Origin of the sequence: Tunturibacter psychrotolerans (genome assembly GCF_040359615.1) — a bacterium.
Taxonomy (GTDB): domain Bacteria; phylum Acidobacteriota; class Terriglobia; order Terriglobales; family Acidobacteriaceae; genus Edaphobacter; species Edaphobacter psychrotolerans.
The window spans coordinates 927,273-942,799 of sequence record NZ_CP132942.1; the positions used below are offsets into that span (position 1 = coordinate 927,273).

The window sequence follows — 15,527 nt, forward strand, 5'->3', positions numbered from 1 at the left end:
GCAAGTCTACTTTCTTATAACCCTTTGGTCAGGCAGGAGTTCCACAAATCGACCTAGGTCGATTGTTCGCGAAGTTTTCGAGCCGTCTGACGTTGTTCTTCGGTGAGGGTGGTCAGCATTTCATGGTCGCCTCGACGAGCCGCTTCGTTCATTAGGCTGCGAAGCTCGCGCTGGCGGCGTTCGAGCTGACGATACCTGAGAGTTTCGAGTGCATTTTTTACGCGCTCAGTCATGGATTGCGCGTTGGAGGAGGCTGTGTCGGGGTCTTCTGTGTCCTGAAGGGTGCGCGCTAAGAGAATTCGGCTGGCTTGGTCGGGCGCTGCGTCGAGCGGATTGGGCGGAGCCGGGGCGCTAGCGAGAGACTCGAGCAGCGTGGCGGCGGGGAGACTGTCATACCACTCCGGATGCTGTACGAGTTGCTCGGCGGCCAGGGTGCGGGCGGGGTCGGTTTCGGGCAACACAAGGGCGCGGATGAGGACACGTTCGGTTTCGCTGGCGGGGTCGTGGGTGTGGGAGCGAACGCTTTCAATGCGCTGGGCGGCGGCTTGTTTGAGCTCTTGACGGAGCATGGCGGAGTCGATGGCTAGTTTTTGTGCGGCGTCGGCGGCGAATTCGTCACGCTGAATGCGGTTGGGCATGCGGCGAATGTGGGGGAGGAGGAAGTTGAGAGCTTTGACCTTCGCGTCGGAGGTGCGGCCGGGGAACTGTTCGCGGGCGCGGTCGATGAGGTAGTCGGAGTGGCGTTTGGCGTTGCGCAGAGCTGCCATGTACTGCTGGACGCCTTGCTCGCGGATGTAGCGGTCAGGGTCGAGTCCGCCTTCGAGAGTGACGATCTTTACTTCGAAGTCCTCTTCGGTGAGGAGGGCGATGGATTTTTCTGTCGCGGTGGTGCCGGCAGTGTCGGGGTCGAAGTTGACGATGACACGTTTGGTGAAGCGGCTGAGGAGACGGATTTGCATCTCGGTGAAGGCAGTGCCGGAGGTGGCGAGGACGCCTTTGATTCCAGCCATGTAGACGGAGATGCAGTCCATCTGGCCTTCGACGAGTAGCGCAAAGCCGAGGGCGCGGATGTCGGCTTTCGCTTTGTCTAGGTTGAAAAGGACTTGGCCTTTACTGTAGAGCGCGGTTTCGGGAGAGTTGAGGTACTTCGCGATGGGGCGGCCCTTTTCGTCTTCAGCGTCGAGGGCTCGTGCGGTGAAGGCGATGGTTTTGCCTTGTTCATTGGCGATGGGGAAGGTGATGCGTTTGCGGAAGCGGGCGTAGAGTTGGCCTTGTCCGCCGTCGCTTTGTTCTTTTGCGCTGAAGAGTCCGCTGGTGCGGAGGACTTCGTCTGGGAAGTGTTTGGCCAGTTGCTCGCGCATGTGGTTGAAGTCGTCGGGGGCGTAGCCGATGCGGAACTTTGCGATGGTGTCGGCGGTGACGCCGCGGCCAGTGAGGTATTCGCGGGCGCGGGCGGCTTCAGGGGCTTTGAGTGCGGCTTCGAAGTACTGCGTGGCGGCTTCGTGGATGTCGATGAGCTGGCGGCGAGTGCCGGCTTCGCGGGCCTCTTCGGGAGAGCTGAATTCGCGCTTGGGGAGAGGGATTCCGCACCTGGTGGCTACGACACGGATGGCCTCGGGAAAGCTGATGTTTTCAAGCTTCATGACGAAGGTGAAGACGTCACCTTTCTCGTGGCAGCCGAAGCAGTAGAAGTAGTTGTGCGTGGCGTTGACGGAGAAAGAGCCTGTCTTTTCTTTGTGAAAGGGGCAGAGGCCGGTGTAGTTCTGGGCGCCGGATTTGCGCAGCTTGATGTAGTCGCCAATGATGCGGACGATGTCTGCCTGCTGCTTTACGGTTTGTGCAAAGTTGTCGGACATGGTGTTGCGCGGCGTTCAATCGGAGGTTATGGGAGGTGATGGAGTTTTTAATTGCCTGAATATGAGTTTAGACGGAGAATTTTTTTTGGTCGTGGTGCGGATCGTGGCTGTGAGGTATTTGCTGGAGTTTTTGAGTGGTGTTTTGAGAAATATGAGTTTCTGGTGATGGTTTTTTGATGGTGAGAACGTGGTGGTTTGCATGGTAAACGTGGTGAAGAAGACGTGAGATTTTCGCAGCAAAAAAATACGCCACGAATTTTAACTTTATTTTTGGTCTGACCAACATAGTCGGACCAAGAGAGCTTGAGACGAGAGAGCAGTCGTCTGATCGAGAGGCAGGCGAGATGCAGCGAGGTCGAACGTACCTTAGGATGAAAGTTGTGGCAGATTGATCCTGTGAGCAAGGCGGGTGCGGGGGAGTGATTTTGGAGAGATAGGTGGAAATGCAAATCCTCTGCGGGATGACAGCCAAGATGCAGCGGCGAACAGCAGATCCCCTTCGGGGATGACAACCAGAAAGACAAAGGCTGAGGTTCGATTGAGGATGATTTCTGCGCCTCTCGTACAACCATCGAGGGATATCTGCTCATTCTGGCAGGAGCTTACCGTACATCGTGCGGAACTTCTGTTGAGGGATTGTGTCTGTACGGTGGGAAGAGAGTGAATAGTCGTTGAGATCGTGGGCTATTCAACAACCTATGTGCTGCGGCGACGACGCCGTGAGGCCAACCAAAGGATGGATGTATGGGATTGACGAATTTAGCTCGTAAGTTTGTAGTGGGTGCGGCTCTTGCGCTTTTGCCGGCCGCTTCTTTTGCCGGTGTGTTCATTTCGGTCGGTATTGCACCTCCGGTATTGCCGGTTTATACGCAGCCGATCTGCCCGGGTGATGGGTATCTGTGGAATCCCGGCTATTGGGCTTACGGTCCTGAGGGTTATTACTGGATTCCGGGTGTGTGGGTTAGGCCCCCGCAGGTTGGTCTGCTGTGGACGCCCGGCTATTGGGGATGGGGTGGTAGCGCTTATCTCTTTCACGCGGGTTATTGGGGGCCGCACGTTGGCTTCTATGGTGGTGTGAACTATGGGTTCGGCTACGGCGGCGTTGGTTTTGGCGGCGGGCGCTGGGAGGGCGGGCACTTTGCGTATAACACCGCGGTCGTTAACGTGAATCGGACCGTGATCCACAACACATACATCGACAACACTGTGATCAACCACACGACGGTTTATAGCCGTACAAGCTTCAACGGCGGGACCGGCGGCATCCAGGCTCGTCCGAATGCCCAGGAGGCTTCGTTCGCGAGAGAGAACCATATCGCGCCGACCGCTGAGCAGCAGAACCATGTACAGATGGCGCATGCGGACCGCAGCAACTTTGCATCGGTCAACGGCGGCCATCCGCAGTACGCGGCCTACTCTCGTCCTGGGGTGCGGGCTGACAACCAGCAGCAGCGCGTTGCCCAGGGGGTTCGCTCAGGTCAGATGACGGCGGGTGAGACTCGCAACGTTGAGAACCGCGAGGCGAGTATCAATCACCAGGTTGCGAACGACCGGGCAGCCAACGGCGGGCATTTGACGGCGCAGGAGCATCAGCAGATCAACCAACGGCAGGACAACGTCAGCAGGTCGATCAATAACGACAAGCACAACGCCAACACGCAGGAACATCCGCATGCGGAAGAGCATGGCGGCGGCGGCGGTCACGAACCGAAGAGGTAGTTGCTGAGGAGAAATACAGCGGCCGGCGGATGTCTTCGCCGGCCGCTTTTTTATGCGCCTAAAATTGTAGGGATGGGAAGCGAAGAGCTGAATCGGGTGGTGGTGGTGCTGGTGCGTGCGCGGAACCCGAATAACATCGGCGCGGTGGCGCGGGCGATGCATGATTTTGGATTTCGGCATCTGCGGATTGTGAATGAGTATGCGGTGCCGTTCGAGACGGCGCGGTCGGCGGTGGATGCTTCGGAGGTGCTGGCCGGGGCGGCGGTGTTTGCCAGTGTTGCGGAGGCAGTTGCAGATTGCACGCTGGTGGTGGGGACGACTGCGGTGGGCGAGCGGGCGCTGCAGCACCCTGTGTATGCGTTGGCTGAGGCGGGGGAGAAGATCGGCGCGGAACTGGGGGGTGAAGGGAGAGTTGCGCTGCTGTTTGGCTCGGAGAAGACCGGGCTTAGTAATGATGAGCTGAGCTACTGCCATTGGTTGTTGACGATTCCGATGGAGAAGCATGAGGAGGTTCGGCACCCTTCGATGAATCTTGGGCAGGCCGTGGCGGTTTGTTTGTATGAGCTGGTGCGGGGGGAGAGTTCGGTTGTTGCGGGTGGGGTTGGTGTTCCGGCTAGTGCCGGTGAGGTGGAGCGGCTGACGGTGTTGTTGACCGAGATGTTGGAGAAGACCGGATATACGAAGCGGCATCCTGCTAACTGCGATGAGGCACAGATTCGCCGGCTGGTTTTGCGGATGAGTGTGTCGGCAGGGGATGCTCCGGTTTGGATGGGGATCTTGCGGCAAGTGTTGTGGAAGGTGCGGGAGGGATCTTCTGATTCGGAGTGAGGCTGCTGTTTCGGTGTTTTGTGATAAGCCCTGACGTGCAATGGACATCAATGAGCGCGTTGGCCTGTTAGCGCCAAATCGAAGTCGGAATTTGTTAACACAAGCCGACTTATCGTTAGTGATTCTCACAGCTTCCGAAAACCCCGTTTCCCGGGAACTGGGGATTAGTTTGCATTGGTCATTCGAGCGCCTTGATCAGGCCGATCTGGGTGGCCACTTTCTTTGGAGGGCAGTTTAGTTCACGCGGTGGAAGGTCCGGCTCCAGCGGGTCTCGTCAAAGAAATGGAGCACGGTGTGGAGCGTGGAACTGGCTCTTTCTGACGCGGAAGTTTTGTACATATCGTCTTCGGGTGTTTCGAAAGACCAGTAGACGAAAAGTGGACGGCCGATGAGGTTGGCTCGGGGGACCAGGCCCCAGTAGCGGCTGTCGTAGCTGTTGGTACGGTTGTCGCCCATGACGAAGTACATGCCGGGTGGAACGACGAGATCTTCACCCTCGATGTGGGCGAGAAGGTCAAGCGACCACTCGGCGGTGACTTCGCGCCCTTTTGCTGGTGAGATAGCGGGGAATTCGTCTTTGTAGGGATCGTAATTAACCGAGGTGGGCTTGGCTGCGTACGGCTCGTCCAGGGAGACACCGTTGCGGTAAACGATGCCGCCGCGGAGGTGGATGCGATCGCCGGGGATGCCAATGACGCGCTTTACAAGTATATCGTGCTGACCCTCGGGATTAGGTGCCGGACGGAAGAAGACGACGGGTTCGTCACGCCGGAGTTCGCGGTACGGGATAAGGTTCGTCCACGTGCTAGCGGGCGCCAGGGTTGCGCGCTCTACGATTACGTGGTCGCCAACGAGTAGGGTGCTGGCCATGGAAGCGGACGGAATGACGAAGTTTTGAAGTACGAAGCCCATGACAAAAGACCAGATGATGATCATGCTTGTGATGGAAGCCAGCCCTTCGAGATAAGTCTCTTCGCGAGGCTGTCGCTTACTGTCCTGTGGAGCGCTGGGTTGTTTCTTCTGCATCGTCATGCGCTTTATTCTAGCCGTGAACAGGTCGATCATTCCCGAATGTCGAGGAAGATGTCAGACAGAGTCTCTACGTGAACGCTATCCCTTGCCGAACTGCCAGAAAAGTCGCATTTTCGGCAATTCCAGATCAGTACCGATAAACGCTGTTCTCGGAAGTGGTGCCAAAAGTTTCGTCACCGACTGCCAAATCGCTTTCCAGCAAGAATGTGGAAACGTGCATTGGCCTGATAGCGCGAGTTGAGACTCAACTTCTGCGCGGGGAAGGGGTGCTTACGGCTTTAGAGCGGGGATGCTTTTCCAGGGCGGAGAGACCTCCATACCGAGCCGGGCAACTTCCGCTTCGATATCTGCGAATTGTTCAGTAAGCGGAAAGCCGAGCCGCTTCCACGCTTCCAGGCCTCCCTCCAATATCTGGACGTTACGGATCCCGTGTTTTCTCATGGCCATCGCCACGCGCGCACTCACAAAAGAGTTCCCGGATCTGCAGTAGAGAACCAAATTGACGTCTTCGGGAACGACGATACGCTTCTTGCGTCGAATTTCGAGCGGATCGAGGCGTACCGCTCCTGGAATTGCGGCTACGCCTTCAGGATCCTCCTCAAAGCGCAACAGATCGATGACACCAAATTTCTCCCCCGAATCCAACCGCGACTTCAACAGTTCCGGACGGATCTTCAGCGGTCGAAGCAATCGGATCATCAGCACGAGCTGCGCGAGTTTCAAGACGAAGAAGATGAGAAGCGGCACACCGAATATCAAGACCACCGCAGTGGCAACAGCCGATATGCTCTGTGCCACCTTATTCAACTGCTGCGCGAAAAGAAAGCCGCAACCGATGTACGCGCCCGCCCAAAGGGAGGCCCCGACGGCATCGTGCAGAAGGAAAGCGCCGCGCGAGGCCCCGAGCATGCCCGCTAACGGAGGACAGATGCCGTCCAGGCCAGGCACAAACTTGGCAATCAACAGAAGGCGGAGACCTTTTTTTGCAAAGACCTCCTTTCCCCGACGGATGCAGAAGCTGGGATCGCGCGTCAGAGCGCACAGCAATCGCAAGACACGCTTGCCACGTAGACGGCCCGCTTCAAACCAGACCTGGTCGGCCAACAGGCATCCGAGCACGGCGACCAGCAGGACCCCAATAAAATTCAGTTTGCCAGCGCCGGCCAGGGCTCCTCCGCTGAGGAGAAAAAGGAGTGCGGGGACAGGAAGAGAGAGCTGGCGCGCAAATACAGCAACAAACAGGATGGGATAAGTGATGTGGGTCAGATAGTAGTTCATGAGCTTCCGGTTTCTATCGAGACTAATCATATCCCTCAGCAAGCTCGCGATCTTGGGGGAGAGCGAGAGAGTATCTCCGGACTACCGTGCGAGTGGGCAGACGCGATTTCATATATCACCGAAACATGTGTGAGCTGTAGACTGGCGTTATTCGTAGCCAGTTCAGTGGGCGCGTCCGGAGGATAAAGCGTGTTTGTGAAGAATCGATTGTCGTTGGTCGCGGGGATTGTGGTGGGATGCGGTTTGACTGTGAGTGGGATGGCGCAGGGGAGGCAGCTTACGAAAGAGGATTATGCGCGGGCAGAGAAGTTCATGGGATACAACGTGAACTCGCTGGTGTATCACGGCGTGTCGCGGCCTACGTGGATGGCGGATGGGCGGTTCTGGTATCGCGACAATGGGCCGGATGGAATTACGTTCATGGTGGTCGATCCTGCGAAGGGGACGAAAGCGGCGGCGTTCGATCAGGCGAAGCTGGCGGCTGCGCTGACTGCGGCGACGGGCGGCAAGATGAAGGCCGATGCACAGCACCTGGTGATCTCGGAGATTGTGTTTTCGGATGGCGACAAGACGGTTGTCGTGGGGAATGGGACGCGTAAGTTTCGCTGCGACTTGAGCGGCGCTGGAGTGTGTACTGAGGTGATCGTGCCGGGAGGCAAGGGTGGCGATCAGGGTGTGCTTTCTCCGGATAAGACGAGGGCCGCGTTTATTCGCGACTGGAATCTTTGGGTGCGCGATGTCGCGACCGGTAAAGAGACGCAGCTGACGACGGATGGTGTGAAGGACTTTGGCTATGCGACCGATAACGCCGGCTGGACGATGAGCGATAAGGCGATTCTGGTGTGGTCGCCGGATGGGAAGAAGATTGCGACGTTTCAGCAGGATCAGCGTAAGACGGGCGAGATGTACATGGTTCCAGTGACGAATGGGCATCCTGAGCTGAAGGCGTGGAAGTATCCGCTGGTGGGGGATAAAGATGTGACGATGATTGAGCGAGTGATCATCGATGTGGATAAGGCGAAGGTGATGCGGTTGAAGATGGCGCCTGATCAGCATCGCTCGACGTTGTGCGATGACGTGAGTTGCCGCGGTGGGAGTGGGTGGGATGATGTGCAGTGGAGCGACGATGGGAAACAGCTGGTGTTTGTTTCGACCTCGCGCGATCACAAACAGGAGTGGGTGCGGATTGCGGATGTTGCGAGTGGCGAAGTGCTGGATATGCTGAGTGAGACTGCGGAGAAGTTCTTTGAGAGTGGCAATGGGAAGGTGAACTGGAAGTATCTTTCGAAGACGAACGAGCTGTTGTGGTTCAGCGAGCGAGATGGGTGGGGGCAGCTGTATTTGTACGATGCCACGAACGGCCTTCTGAAGAACATGATTACGCGCGGGGATGGCAATGTGACGCAGGTGCTGCATGTCGATGAGAAGAGCCGGACGATTTATTTTCTCGCGGTGGGCAAGGAGACTGGGCGCGATCCTTACTTTTCGCACTTCTACAGTGTGAAGTTTACCGGGAAGGATTTGAAGCTGCTGACACCGGAGAATGCGGATCATGCGGTGACGATGTCGCAGGATGGAAGATATTTTGTCGATGTGTCCTCGACGGTGACGCAGCCGAAGACGGCGGTGGTTCGGGATGACGAGGGCAAGGTCGTGATGGATGTGGCCAAGCAGGATATTACGAAGCTGGTGGCTGCGGGATGGGTGGCTCCGGAGCCGATTGTGGTGAAGGCGCGGGATGGGAAGACGGACTTGTACGGTTACATGTTCAAGCCGACGGACTTCGATGCGTCGAAGAAGTATCCGATTGTGAACTCTGTGTACCCGGGGCCGCAGACTGGCTCGTGCGGCGGGAGAGGGTTCGAGGCGGCGCATCGGGATTGGCAGTCGCTGGCGGAGTTGGGATTTGTGGTTGTTTGCATCGATGGGATGGGAACGCCGTGGAGGTCGAAGGCGTTTCACGAGTTTTACTTTGGGGATTTAGGGGACAACACGATTCCGGATCAGGTTGCGGGGATGAAGGAGTTGGCGGCGAAGTATCCGTGGATCGACATCGATAAGGTTGGGATGTATGGGCACTCGGGCGGCGGGAATGCTACGGCTGCGGCGATGTTTCATTATCCGGACTTCTTCAAGGTGGGGATTGCGGAGAGTGGCAATCATGACCAGAGGGACTATGAAGATGATTGGGCGGAGAAGTGGAACGGGCTGCTGGTGACGAACTCGGATGGGACCACGAACTACGATAGCCAGTCGAACCAGTATGTTGCGAAGAATTTGAAGGGGAAGCTGCTGCTGGCGCATGGGTCGATGGATAACAATGTGCCGCTGAATAATACGCTGCTGGTGGTGGATGCGCTGATCAAGGCGAACAAGGATTTCGATCTGCTGATTATTCCGAATGCGGCGCATGCGTATGGGGAGGCTTCGCAGTACATGACGCGGCGGAGGTGGGACTATTTTGTGAAGAATCTTGCCGGGAATGTGCCGCCGCATGAGTACGAGATGAAGTCTTATGCTGCGGCGACGGCTGCGATGAACTCCGGGCCTGATGAGGGTGAGGCTCAGTAACTTCGACTTGAACAGGGAGCCGGCAGAGCAGATGTGTGCTCTGCCGGCTCATTATTTGTTCTGGGTTATTCGACGATCTTGCCTGCGTTGGTTGAGGTGTTGGTGAGTGATTTGGCGGAGGAGACCTGCCATCCGTTGCTGGTGTTGGTCAGCGTAGCCTGGGAGTTTTGCGGGGCGGCGAGGTCGGATTGAAGTTGCGGGTACGCGGTCTGGGTTTCTGCGGCGGTGGCCCAGGAGGGCGCGTCGGCGAGGGTGTAGTGGTAGGCGATCTGGGTGGTGGCGCCTACGTCGTCGGTGGTGGGGGTGGAGCTGTCGATGGTGGAGACTTTGCGGTGGCCGTAGCAGAAGTTTCCGTAGCCGGGCTGGGTGGTGTCGGCGGTCCAGGCAGCGCGGCCCTTGTCGGAGAGGTCATAGTTGTTGACCTGCTTGCTGCCGAGGATGAACTTTTTCTTTTCGGCGGTGGTGCGGACGAGGAGGCCCTGATCGACGAGGGCATCGTAGCCGGAGGTCTTGCTGTTGTCGGAGGTGTCGGCCTGGACGGGGAATTTAATGGGGTCGGACCAGAGGCAGGCGGGATGGGCGCTGTAGTAGGTGTTGATGGCGCTGGTGAAGTTGAGGGTGTTGTCGGCTTTTTTGTTGCAGCCGGTGGCGAGTGCGAGGGCCGCGCCGCAGAGGGCGGCTGTGCGGAGGGTGGTGCGGATGGACGGCATGCTCATGTAGATCTCCTGTTCAGGATGTGGGATGCAGGAGAGGTGTCTGGTGTTTTATTGGGGAAAGGTTGCCTGGATGGTGGATTTTGGCTGGGTTTGTTGGGAGGGTGGGAGGAGCAGATTCCCTGCGGGGTGACAACAAAAAGCAAAGGCAACAGCAGATCCCTTTCGGAGATGACAACCAGAAGGCCACGGCAACGGCATCTGCAACTGGGACTGTGTGACAAGGAAGGTCAGGCAGGGAGTAAGAGAGTTGCTAGAGCCAGCCTTTGGTGCGAGCTATGCGGGCGGCGTCTACGCGGTTGGAGGCTCCGAGTTTGGCGATGGCTTCGGAGAGGTAGTTGCGAACAGTGCCTTCCGAGAGGTGGAGTTCGGTGGCGATTTCGGTGCTGCTGCGGCCGTCGCCTGCACGTTGGAGGATCTGGCGCTCGCGGTCGGTGAGGGGATCGAGTTCTGCGTTCCAGGCTTCTGCGGCGAGGGCGGGATCGACGACGCGCATGCCGCGGTGGACGCGACGGACGGCGTCGGCCAGCTCTTTGGCGGGGCGGTCTTTGAGGAGATAGCCGCGGGCGCCGGCGTCGAGGGCGCGGCGGAGGTAGCCGGGGCGGGCGAAGGTGGTGAGGATAATGGTGCGGACGTTGGGGTGGTTGGTGCGGAGGGTTGCTGCGAGCTCGAGGCCGGTCATCTGGGGCATCTCGATGTCGGTGACGAGGACGTCTGGTTTGAGGCGCGCTACGGCTTCGGCTGCGTCACGGCCGTTGGCTGTGGTGGCGATGACGGAGATGTCGGCTTCGAGCTCGAGGAGCGCAGAGAGGGCGCCAAGCACCATGGCTTGGTCTTCGGCGAGGACGACACGGATGGAGGGGCTCATAAGGTAGGTCTGGAAGTGCCTTCTGGCATGGTGTTTTGTGAATGAGCTGAATGAAAAGACAAATACAGGGATCCTTCACTGCGTTCGGGATGACGACTGGTCGATTCAGGATGACGACTTTTGTAAGTGGGATTGAGACTGCGATTCATAGGGTGGCGAGAGATCCTTCGACTGCGCGCGATGTGGAGGATGGGGGAAGTTCGATGCGAAGGGTGACGCCGGGATCGGCGGTGATGGAGAGGCGGCCGCCGAGAGATTGGACGCGTTCGCGCATGCCGCGGAGGCCGTTGCCTTCCTGAAGGTTTGCGCGGCCGCCGTCATCGGTGATGAGGAGTGTGTAGAAGCCGTCGTCAGAGGTAGTGAAAGCCATGCGGCAGTGCGCGGCCTGAGCGTGGCGGACGATGTTGGTAATGGCTTCGCGTACGGCAAGGCAGAGGACGGTCTCTTCGGCTGCGTTGAGTTGCGGGATGGGCGATTCGCAGGAGAGAACTACGCCTGCGGATTGGAGGGTTTTGCGGGCTTGCTCCATCTCGGCCGTGAGGCCTTGGGAGCGATAGCCGCCGATGGCTTCGCGGACTTCGCTGAGGGCGGTGCGGGCGGTCTTTTCTACGTCGGCGATCTCCTGCGCGGCGCGTTCGGGGTCGAGCTGGAGGAGGCGGCCGGCGAGTTCAGCTTTGAGCACGATGACGGAGAGCGTGTGTCCGAGAACGTCGTGGAGGTCGCGGGCGATGCGCTCGCGTTCTGCTACGGCTGCCAGGGCGACGTTTTCCTGCTGGGCGAGACGGAGCTTGCATTCGGCACGCCTCTGTTCTGCAAAGAAGATGTTGCCGGCGCCGATTAGCACGAGAAGGAAGATGGCGATGAAGACGTTGGGCCATCCGACGTAGAGGAGGTGGCCTGGAGTGTTGAAGACGTAGCCTTCGGCAACGACGAAGAGTGATTCGACGAAAAAGAAAGAGAGAACTTTGGGGGTGGATTCGATAACGAAGGGCAGAAAAGCTGCGGCGTATACGAAGAGGGTGGATCCGCCGCCGTTCCAGGGAAAGGTTGCGAGCCCAAGGAGAAAGATGGCGCCGATCAGCCAGTAGCGAATTGGGCGGTCGTCGTTTCTGTCGTTGATGTAGACGGCGAAGATGACGACGAAAATCGCGAAGACGATGAGGGTGCCTATCCACGCGAACCGACTAGGCTCGAGGATTGGCTTGATGAAGAGAAAGCCGGAGTAGGAGAGCCAAAGCCAGGCCCACCTTTGATTGCGCTTCTCTGTGATGATGTCGGGGGATTTCATAGATGTGGTCCCGGTGTTGAGTGCCAGTTTACGCTCGTGTGGTTGCGGCGTTAGTCGGATAGGTCGTCGAATGCGGCTGGATGTTTTGGTTGATAGAGGCCGATGTGGCCTCCGCCGGGAAGCTGGATGTTGACGATTGAACCCCATCGTTCTTCGTGGGGTTGCGAACACTGGACAGACTTTTCTTTGAGGGCCGCGATCTCTGCGTTGAGGTCGTTGCACATGAAATAGAGTTCGTGCCGGTTATTTTGTTCGGCGGGATGGACCGCGACTTCGGACGGAGGCAGTGCGAAGATCAACCATCCGTGACCGGCGTCTACGGAAGCAAAACCAAGGACGTCGCGCAGGAAGACGCGGTCGGCCTCTGCGTTCTTGCTGTGTATGACTGCGTGTGCGCCGAAGATCATGGATAGTTCCTTTCCGGCTTCGCTGCTTCTGTCTTGCTTGCTCGTGCGATGCCGAAAGTGTACCGCTTTCGTTGTCACGAATTCTGTTCTTTGCGATGGAAGATGAGGCGGCTGAATCCGAGCATTATCAACGTGAAGCCGATGAGTGCGTTCCAATGGATCGAGAGAGCCATGGTGTCGCCGTAGTGAAAGATGTGAAGCATGAGCTGCGAGAGATGATAGGTGGGCAGCAGAGGCGCGATGCCCTGCAACCAGTGGGGCATGAACTTGATGGGTACCCACAAGCCGCTGAGGAAAGACATGGGGAGATAGATGAGGTTGATGATGCCGGGGGCTGCGTTGGCGGGGACGAGGAGTGCGATGAGCAGACCCATGCTGGCGAAGCTGATGGAGCCGGCGAGGGTGACGCCAAGCATCTTTACGACCTCAGTGGGTGTGAGATGAACGTCGCCGAAGCTGACGCCGATTATGGTGAGGATAGTTACGATGATGATCCCGAATGCTGCTGCCGAGGCGCACTTTGCGAAGAGGTAGGCGGCGACGGGCATGGGGCTTGAGCGTTTGAGTTCGAGCCATCCGGCGGCGAGGTCGGAGGAGAGACCGACGCCGATGCCGAAGAGCGCGGAGCCGATGAGGCCGAAGCAGGCGTATCCGGCGAGCATGTATTTGGCCATGTGAACGCTGCCGTCGAAGGCGTGACGGTTGGCGAGCCCGAAGATGATGTAGAACATGACTGGGAAGCCGATGGTGGCGAGTGAAAAGGTGCGGGTGCGGATGAGTTTTACGAATTCGTACTTGGCTTCTTTGCCGTAGATGCGCGCGGGGTTTGCTGTCGTGGGAAGGGTGATGGCGGAGGTGGACATGATGTTCTCCTTGGCGGATGTTCTTGCGTGTCTTCGGGGGATGAGCTTTAGTTTTTTGTGAGGGCCAGGAAGGCGTCTTCGAGGGCTGGGCTTGCAATCTCCAGGCCGCTGAGGGTTTCGTCGCGGCGCAACATTTCGCGAACAACGTTTTCTGCGTGAGTGGCTGTGACGATGGTGGCTTCGCCGTTTTGTTCGACGTTGGTTACGGAATCCAAGCTTTGCAGGACCGCGACCGAGAGGCTTGTGTTGCATCGGATGCGGCGGCCACCGCTGTTACGTTTGATCTCGGACGGGGTGCCTTCGCAGATGACGCGGCCTTTGTTGATGACGATGATGCGGTCGGCGAGGGCGTCGGCCTCTTCGAGGTAGTGGGTGGTGAGGAGGACTGTCTTGCCGAGTGCGGCGAGGACGCGGATCTCTGCCCATAGACCGCGACGGGCTTCGATGTCCATGCCTACGGTGGGCTCGTCGAGGAAGATGAGATCGGGATTGCCGCAGAGAGCGAGGGCGAAGAGGACGCGCTGCTTTTGGCCGCCGCTGAGTTGGCCGAAGAGGCGCTCTTCGATGCCCTGGAGTTGAGCGATGCGGAGGATGTCGGGGATGGGGAGCGGGTTGGGATAGTAGCTGCGGAAGAGGTCGAGGTGCTCGCGGACTTTGAGCATTTCGGTAATGCGGGAGACTTGCAGCATGGCTCCGACGCGGGTGCGCGTGATGGCTTGTCGCGGGTCGCTGCCGAAGACGCGGGTGGTGCCGGAGGTGGGGGCGATGAGGCCAAGGAGGAGTTTGATGGCGGTGGATTTTCCGGCCCCGTTGGGGCCGAGGAGAGCGACGATCTCGCCGGGATGGAGGGCGACGGTGAGGCCGTCTAATGCGAGGCTGCCGGCGAGCGCGCTGCCGTATCGCTTGGTGACGGAGGTGAGGGTGGCGATGGGCTGTTTCGACGCGATGCGGGGGCCGTTGCTGGAGTGCGGTGGGGTCTCGTAGGCGATGGCGGTCAGCGGCATGATCGGTCTCCTGTGTTGGCTTATAGGACGATGATGCGATGGTTTGCGCGGCGGCAGTAGTGTGGGACGTCAGGAGTTGGAGGTGACAGATGTCATGCTCTGGGTCGCAAAAGAGGGCGGGAATGGTCTCCAGAAGACTGCTGACAGTTTTGAGCGCGACCGCGTGATAGAAATTGGCATGGAAGCCATTACCGATCGTCCTGCGTGGAAGACCTTGTTGGCTTTCGCGATTATCTATTTTGTGTGGGGATCGACGTTTCTGGCGATTCGCGTCGGCGTGCATGAGGTTCCGCCGTTTTTGTTTGCGGCGATGCGGTTTGTGGCTGCGGGACTTGTGCTCTTTGGATGGACGATGGCGAAGGGCGAACGCCTGCCGAATGGACGGCAGTGGGGTTCGATACTTTTGATCGCGTTTGTGATCTTTGTGTGCGACTACGGGTTGCTGTTCTGGTCAGAGCAGAGGGTGGCTTCCGGGATTGCGGCGGTGATGCTGGCGCTGATTCCGGTGTTTATGGCTCTGGCAGAGATTATTTTTTTGAGGACGCAGAGGCTTACAGTTCGTCTGGGCTTGGCTTTACTGGTGGGCATTGGTGGCGTGGCAGTGCTGATGAGCCACTCGATTGGTCTGGGGGCTGCGGCGATTGAGACGACGGGGGCGATTGCGTTGATCGTGGGATCGCTGAGCTGGGCGGCGGCTTCGGTGTTTTCGCGTGTGATGCCACTGCCGGAGTCTAAGGTATTGAGCTCTGGTGCGCAGATGCTGAGTGGCGGGCTGATGCTGACTCTAGTGGCGGCTGGGTTCGGGGAGTTTCGCAACTTTCATCCGGGGAGCGTTTCGCGTGGGGCCTGGTTTGCTTTGGTGTATTTGATTGTTGCGGGGTCGATCATTGGGTATACGGCTTATGTTTGGTTGATTCATCATGAGTCGCCTACGAAGGTGGGGACATATGCTTATGTGAATCCGGTGGTGGCGGTGGTGCTGGGATATTTTCTGGGTGGTGAGGCTCTTGGGTTGAGGACGGTTCTGGGGACTGCTTGCATTCTGGTCAGCGTGGTGATGATTACTACTGCTAAGAAGCCGGATGCTGCGCGTTGATTTT

The 15,527-nt window shown here is 58.2% G+C and carries 13 protein-coding genes; 4 read left to right on the forward strand and 9 right to left on the reverse strand.

Features of this window, described 5'->3' with window-relative positions; translation table 11 throughout:
* Positions 1-53: 53 nt before the first annotated feature.
* Positions 54-1,856 (reverse strand): DNA primase, encoded by a 1,803-nt coding sequence (gene dnaG / locus RBB77_RS03725; protein ID WP_353064838.1) that lies wholly within the window; start codon positions 1,854-1,856, stop codon positions 54-56.
* Between the two features lie 744 nt (positions 1,857-2,600).
* On the opposite strand from dnaG, the gene RBB77_RS03730 reads away from it, so the two are divergent.
* Both RBB77_RS03730 and RBB77_RS03735 read left to right on the forward strand, forming a co-directional pair.
* Positions 2,601-3,575, forward strand: coding sequence for a YXWGXW repeat-containing protein (locus RBB77_RS03730; RefSeq protein ID WP_353064839.1), 975 nt, complete (start codon positions 2,601-2,603; stop codon positions 3,573-3,575).
* Positions 3,576-3,647: 72 nt separating this feature from the next.
* The gene (locus tag RBB77_RS03735; protein WP_353064840.1) at positions 3,648-4,403 is read left to right on the forward strand and encodes an RNA methyltransferase; all 756 of its coding nucleotides are present in this window, start codon (positions 3,648-3,650) and stop codon (positions 4,401-4,403) included.
* Positions 4,404-4,637: 234 nt separating this feature from the next.
* On the opposite strand, the gene lepB is transcribed toward RBB77_RS03735, so the two are convergent.
* Positions 4,638-5,435, reverse strand: a complete 798-nt coding sequence (lepB, locus tag RBB77_RS03740) for a signal peptidase I (protein WP_353064841.1) — start codon at positions 5,433-5,435, stop codon at positions 4,638-4,640.
* A 270-nt stretch (positions 5,436-5,705) separates the two neighbouring features.
* Positions 5,706-6,713: a VTT domain-containing protein gene (locus tag RBB77_RS03745; RefSeq protein ID WP_353064842.1), complete on the reverse strand. Its 1,008-nt coding sequence runs from the start codon at positions 6,711-6,713 to the stop codon at positions 5,706-5,708.
* Between the two features lie 195 nt (positions 6,714-6,908).
* On the opposite strand from RBB77_RS03745, the gene RBB77_RS03750 reads away from it, so the two are divergent.
* The gene (locus RBB77_RS03750; RefSeq protein WP_353064843.1) at positions 6,909-9,284 is read left to right on the forward strand and encodes a S9 family peptidase; all 2,376 of its coding nucleotides are present in this window, start codon (positions 6,909-6,911) and stop codon (positions 9,282-9,284) included.
* Between the two features lie 65 nt (positions 9,285-9,349).
* Here the strand turns inward: RBB77_RS03750 and RBB77_RS03755 are convergent, their stop codons facing one another.
* The 6 genes from RBB77_RS03755 to RBB77_RS03780 all read right to left on the reverse strand — a co-directional run bounded on the left by RBB77_RS03755 (position 9,350) and on the right by RBB77_RS03780 (position 14,427).
* A complete protein-coding gene (locus tag RBB77_RS03755; protein WP_353064844.1) occupies positions 9,350-10,000 on the reverse strand; it encodes a hypothetical protein in 651 nt (216 codons plus the stop codon).
* 250 nt (positions 10,001-10,250) lie between these two features.
* Positions 10,251-10,865 (reverse strand): response regulator transcription factor, encoded by a 615-nt coding sequence (locus tag RBB77_RS03760; protein ID WP_353064845.1) that lies wholly within the window; start codon positions 10,863-10,865, stop codon positions 10,251-10,253.
* A gap of 145 nt (positions 10,866-11,010) precedes the next feature.
* Positions 11,011-12,153 (reverse strand): sensor histidine kinase, encoded by a 1,143-nt coding sequence (locus RBB77_RS03765; protein ID WP_353064846.1) that lies wholly within the window; start codon positions 12,151-12,153, stop codon positions 11,011-11,013.
* A gap of 50 nt (positions 12,154-12,203) precedes the next feature.
* Positions 12,204-12,560 (reverse strand): VOC family protein, encoded by a 357-nt coding sequence (locus tag RBB77_RS03770; RefSeq protein WP_353064847.1) that lies wholly within the window; start codon positions 12,558-12,560, stop codon positions 12,204-12,206.
* A gap of 74 nt (positions 12,561-12,634) precedes the next feature.
* Positions 12,635-13,423 (reverse strand): ABC transporter permease, encoded by a 789-nt coding sequence (locus tag RBB77_RS03775; RefSeq protein ID WP_353064848.1) that lies wholly within the window; start codon positions 13,421-13,423, stop codon positions 12,635-12,637.
* Positions 13,424-13,470: 47 nt separating this feature from the next.
* Complete coding sequence (locus RBB77_RS03780) at positions 13,471-14,427, reverse strand: ABC transporter ATP-binding protein (RefSeq protein ID WP_353064849.1); 957 nt, start codon at positions 14,425-14,427, stop codon at positions 13,471-13,473.
* Between the two features lie 82 nt (positions 14,428-14,509).
* Between RBB77_RS03780 and RBB77_RS03785 the strand changes: the two genes are divergently transcribed.
* Positions 14,510-15,523: an EamA family transporter gene (locus tag RBB77_RS03785; RefSeq protein WP_353064850.1), complete on the forward strand. Its 1,014-nt coding sequence runs from the start codon at positions 14,510-14,512 to the stop codon at positions 15,521-15,523.
* The last annotated feature ends 4 nt before the right edge of the window (positions 15,524-15,527 follow it).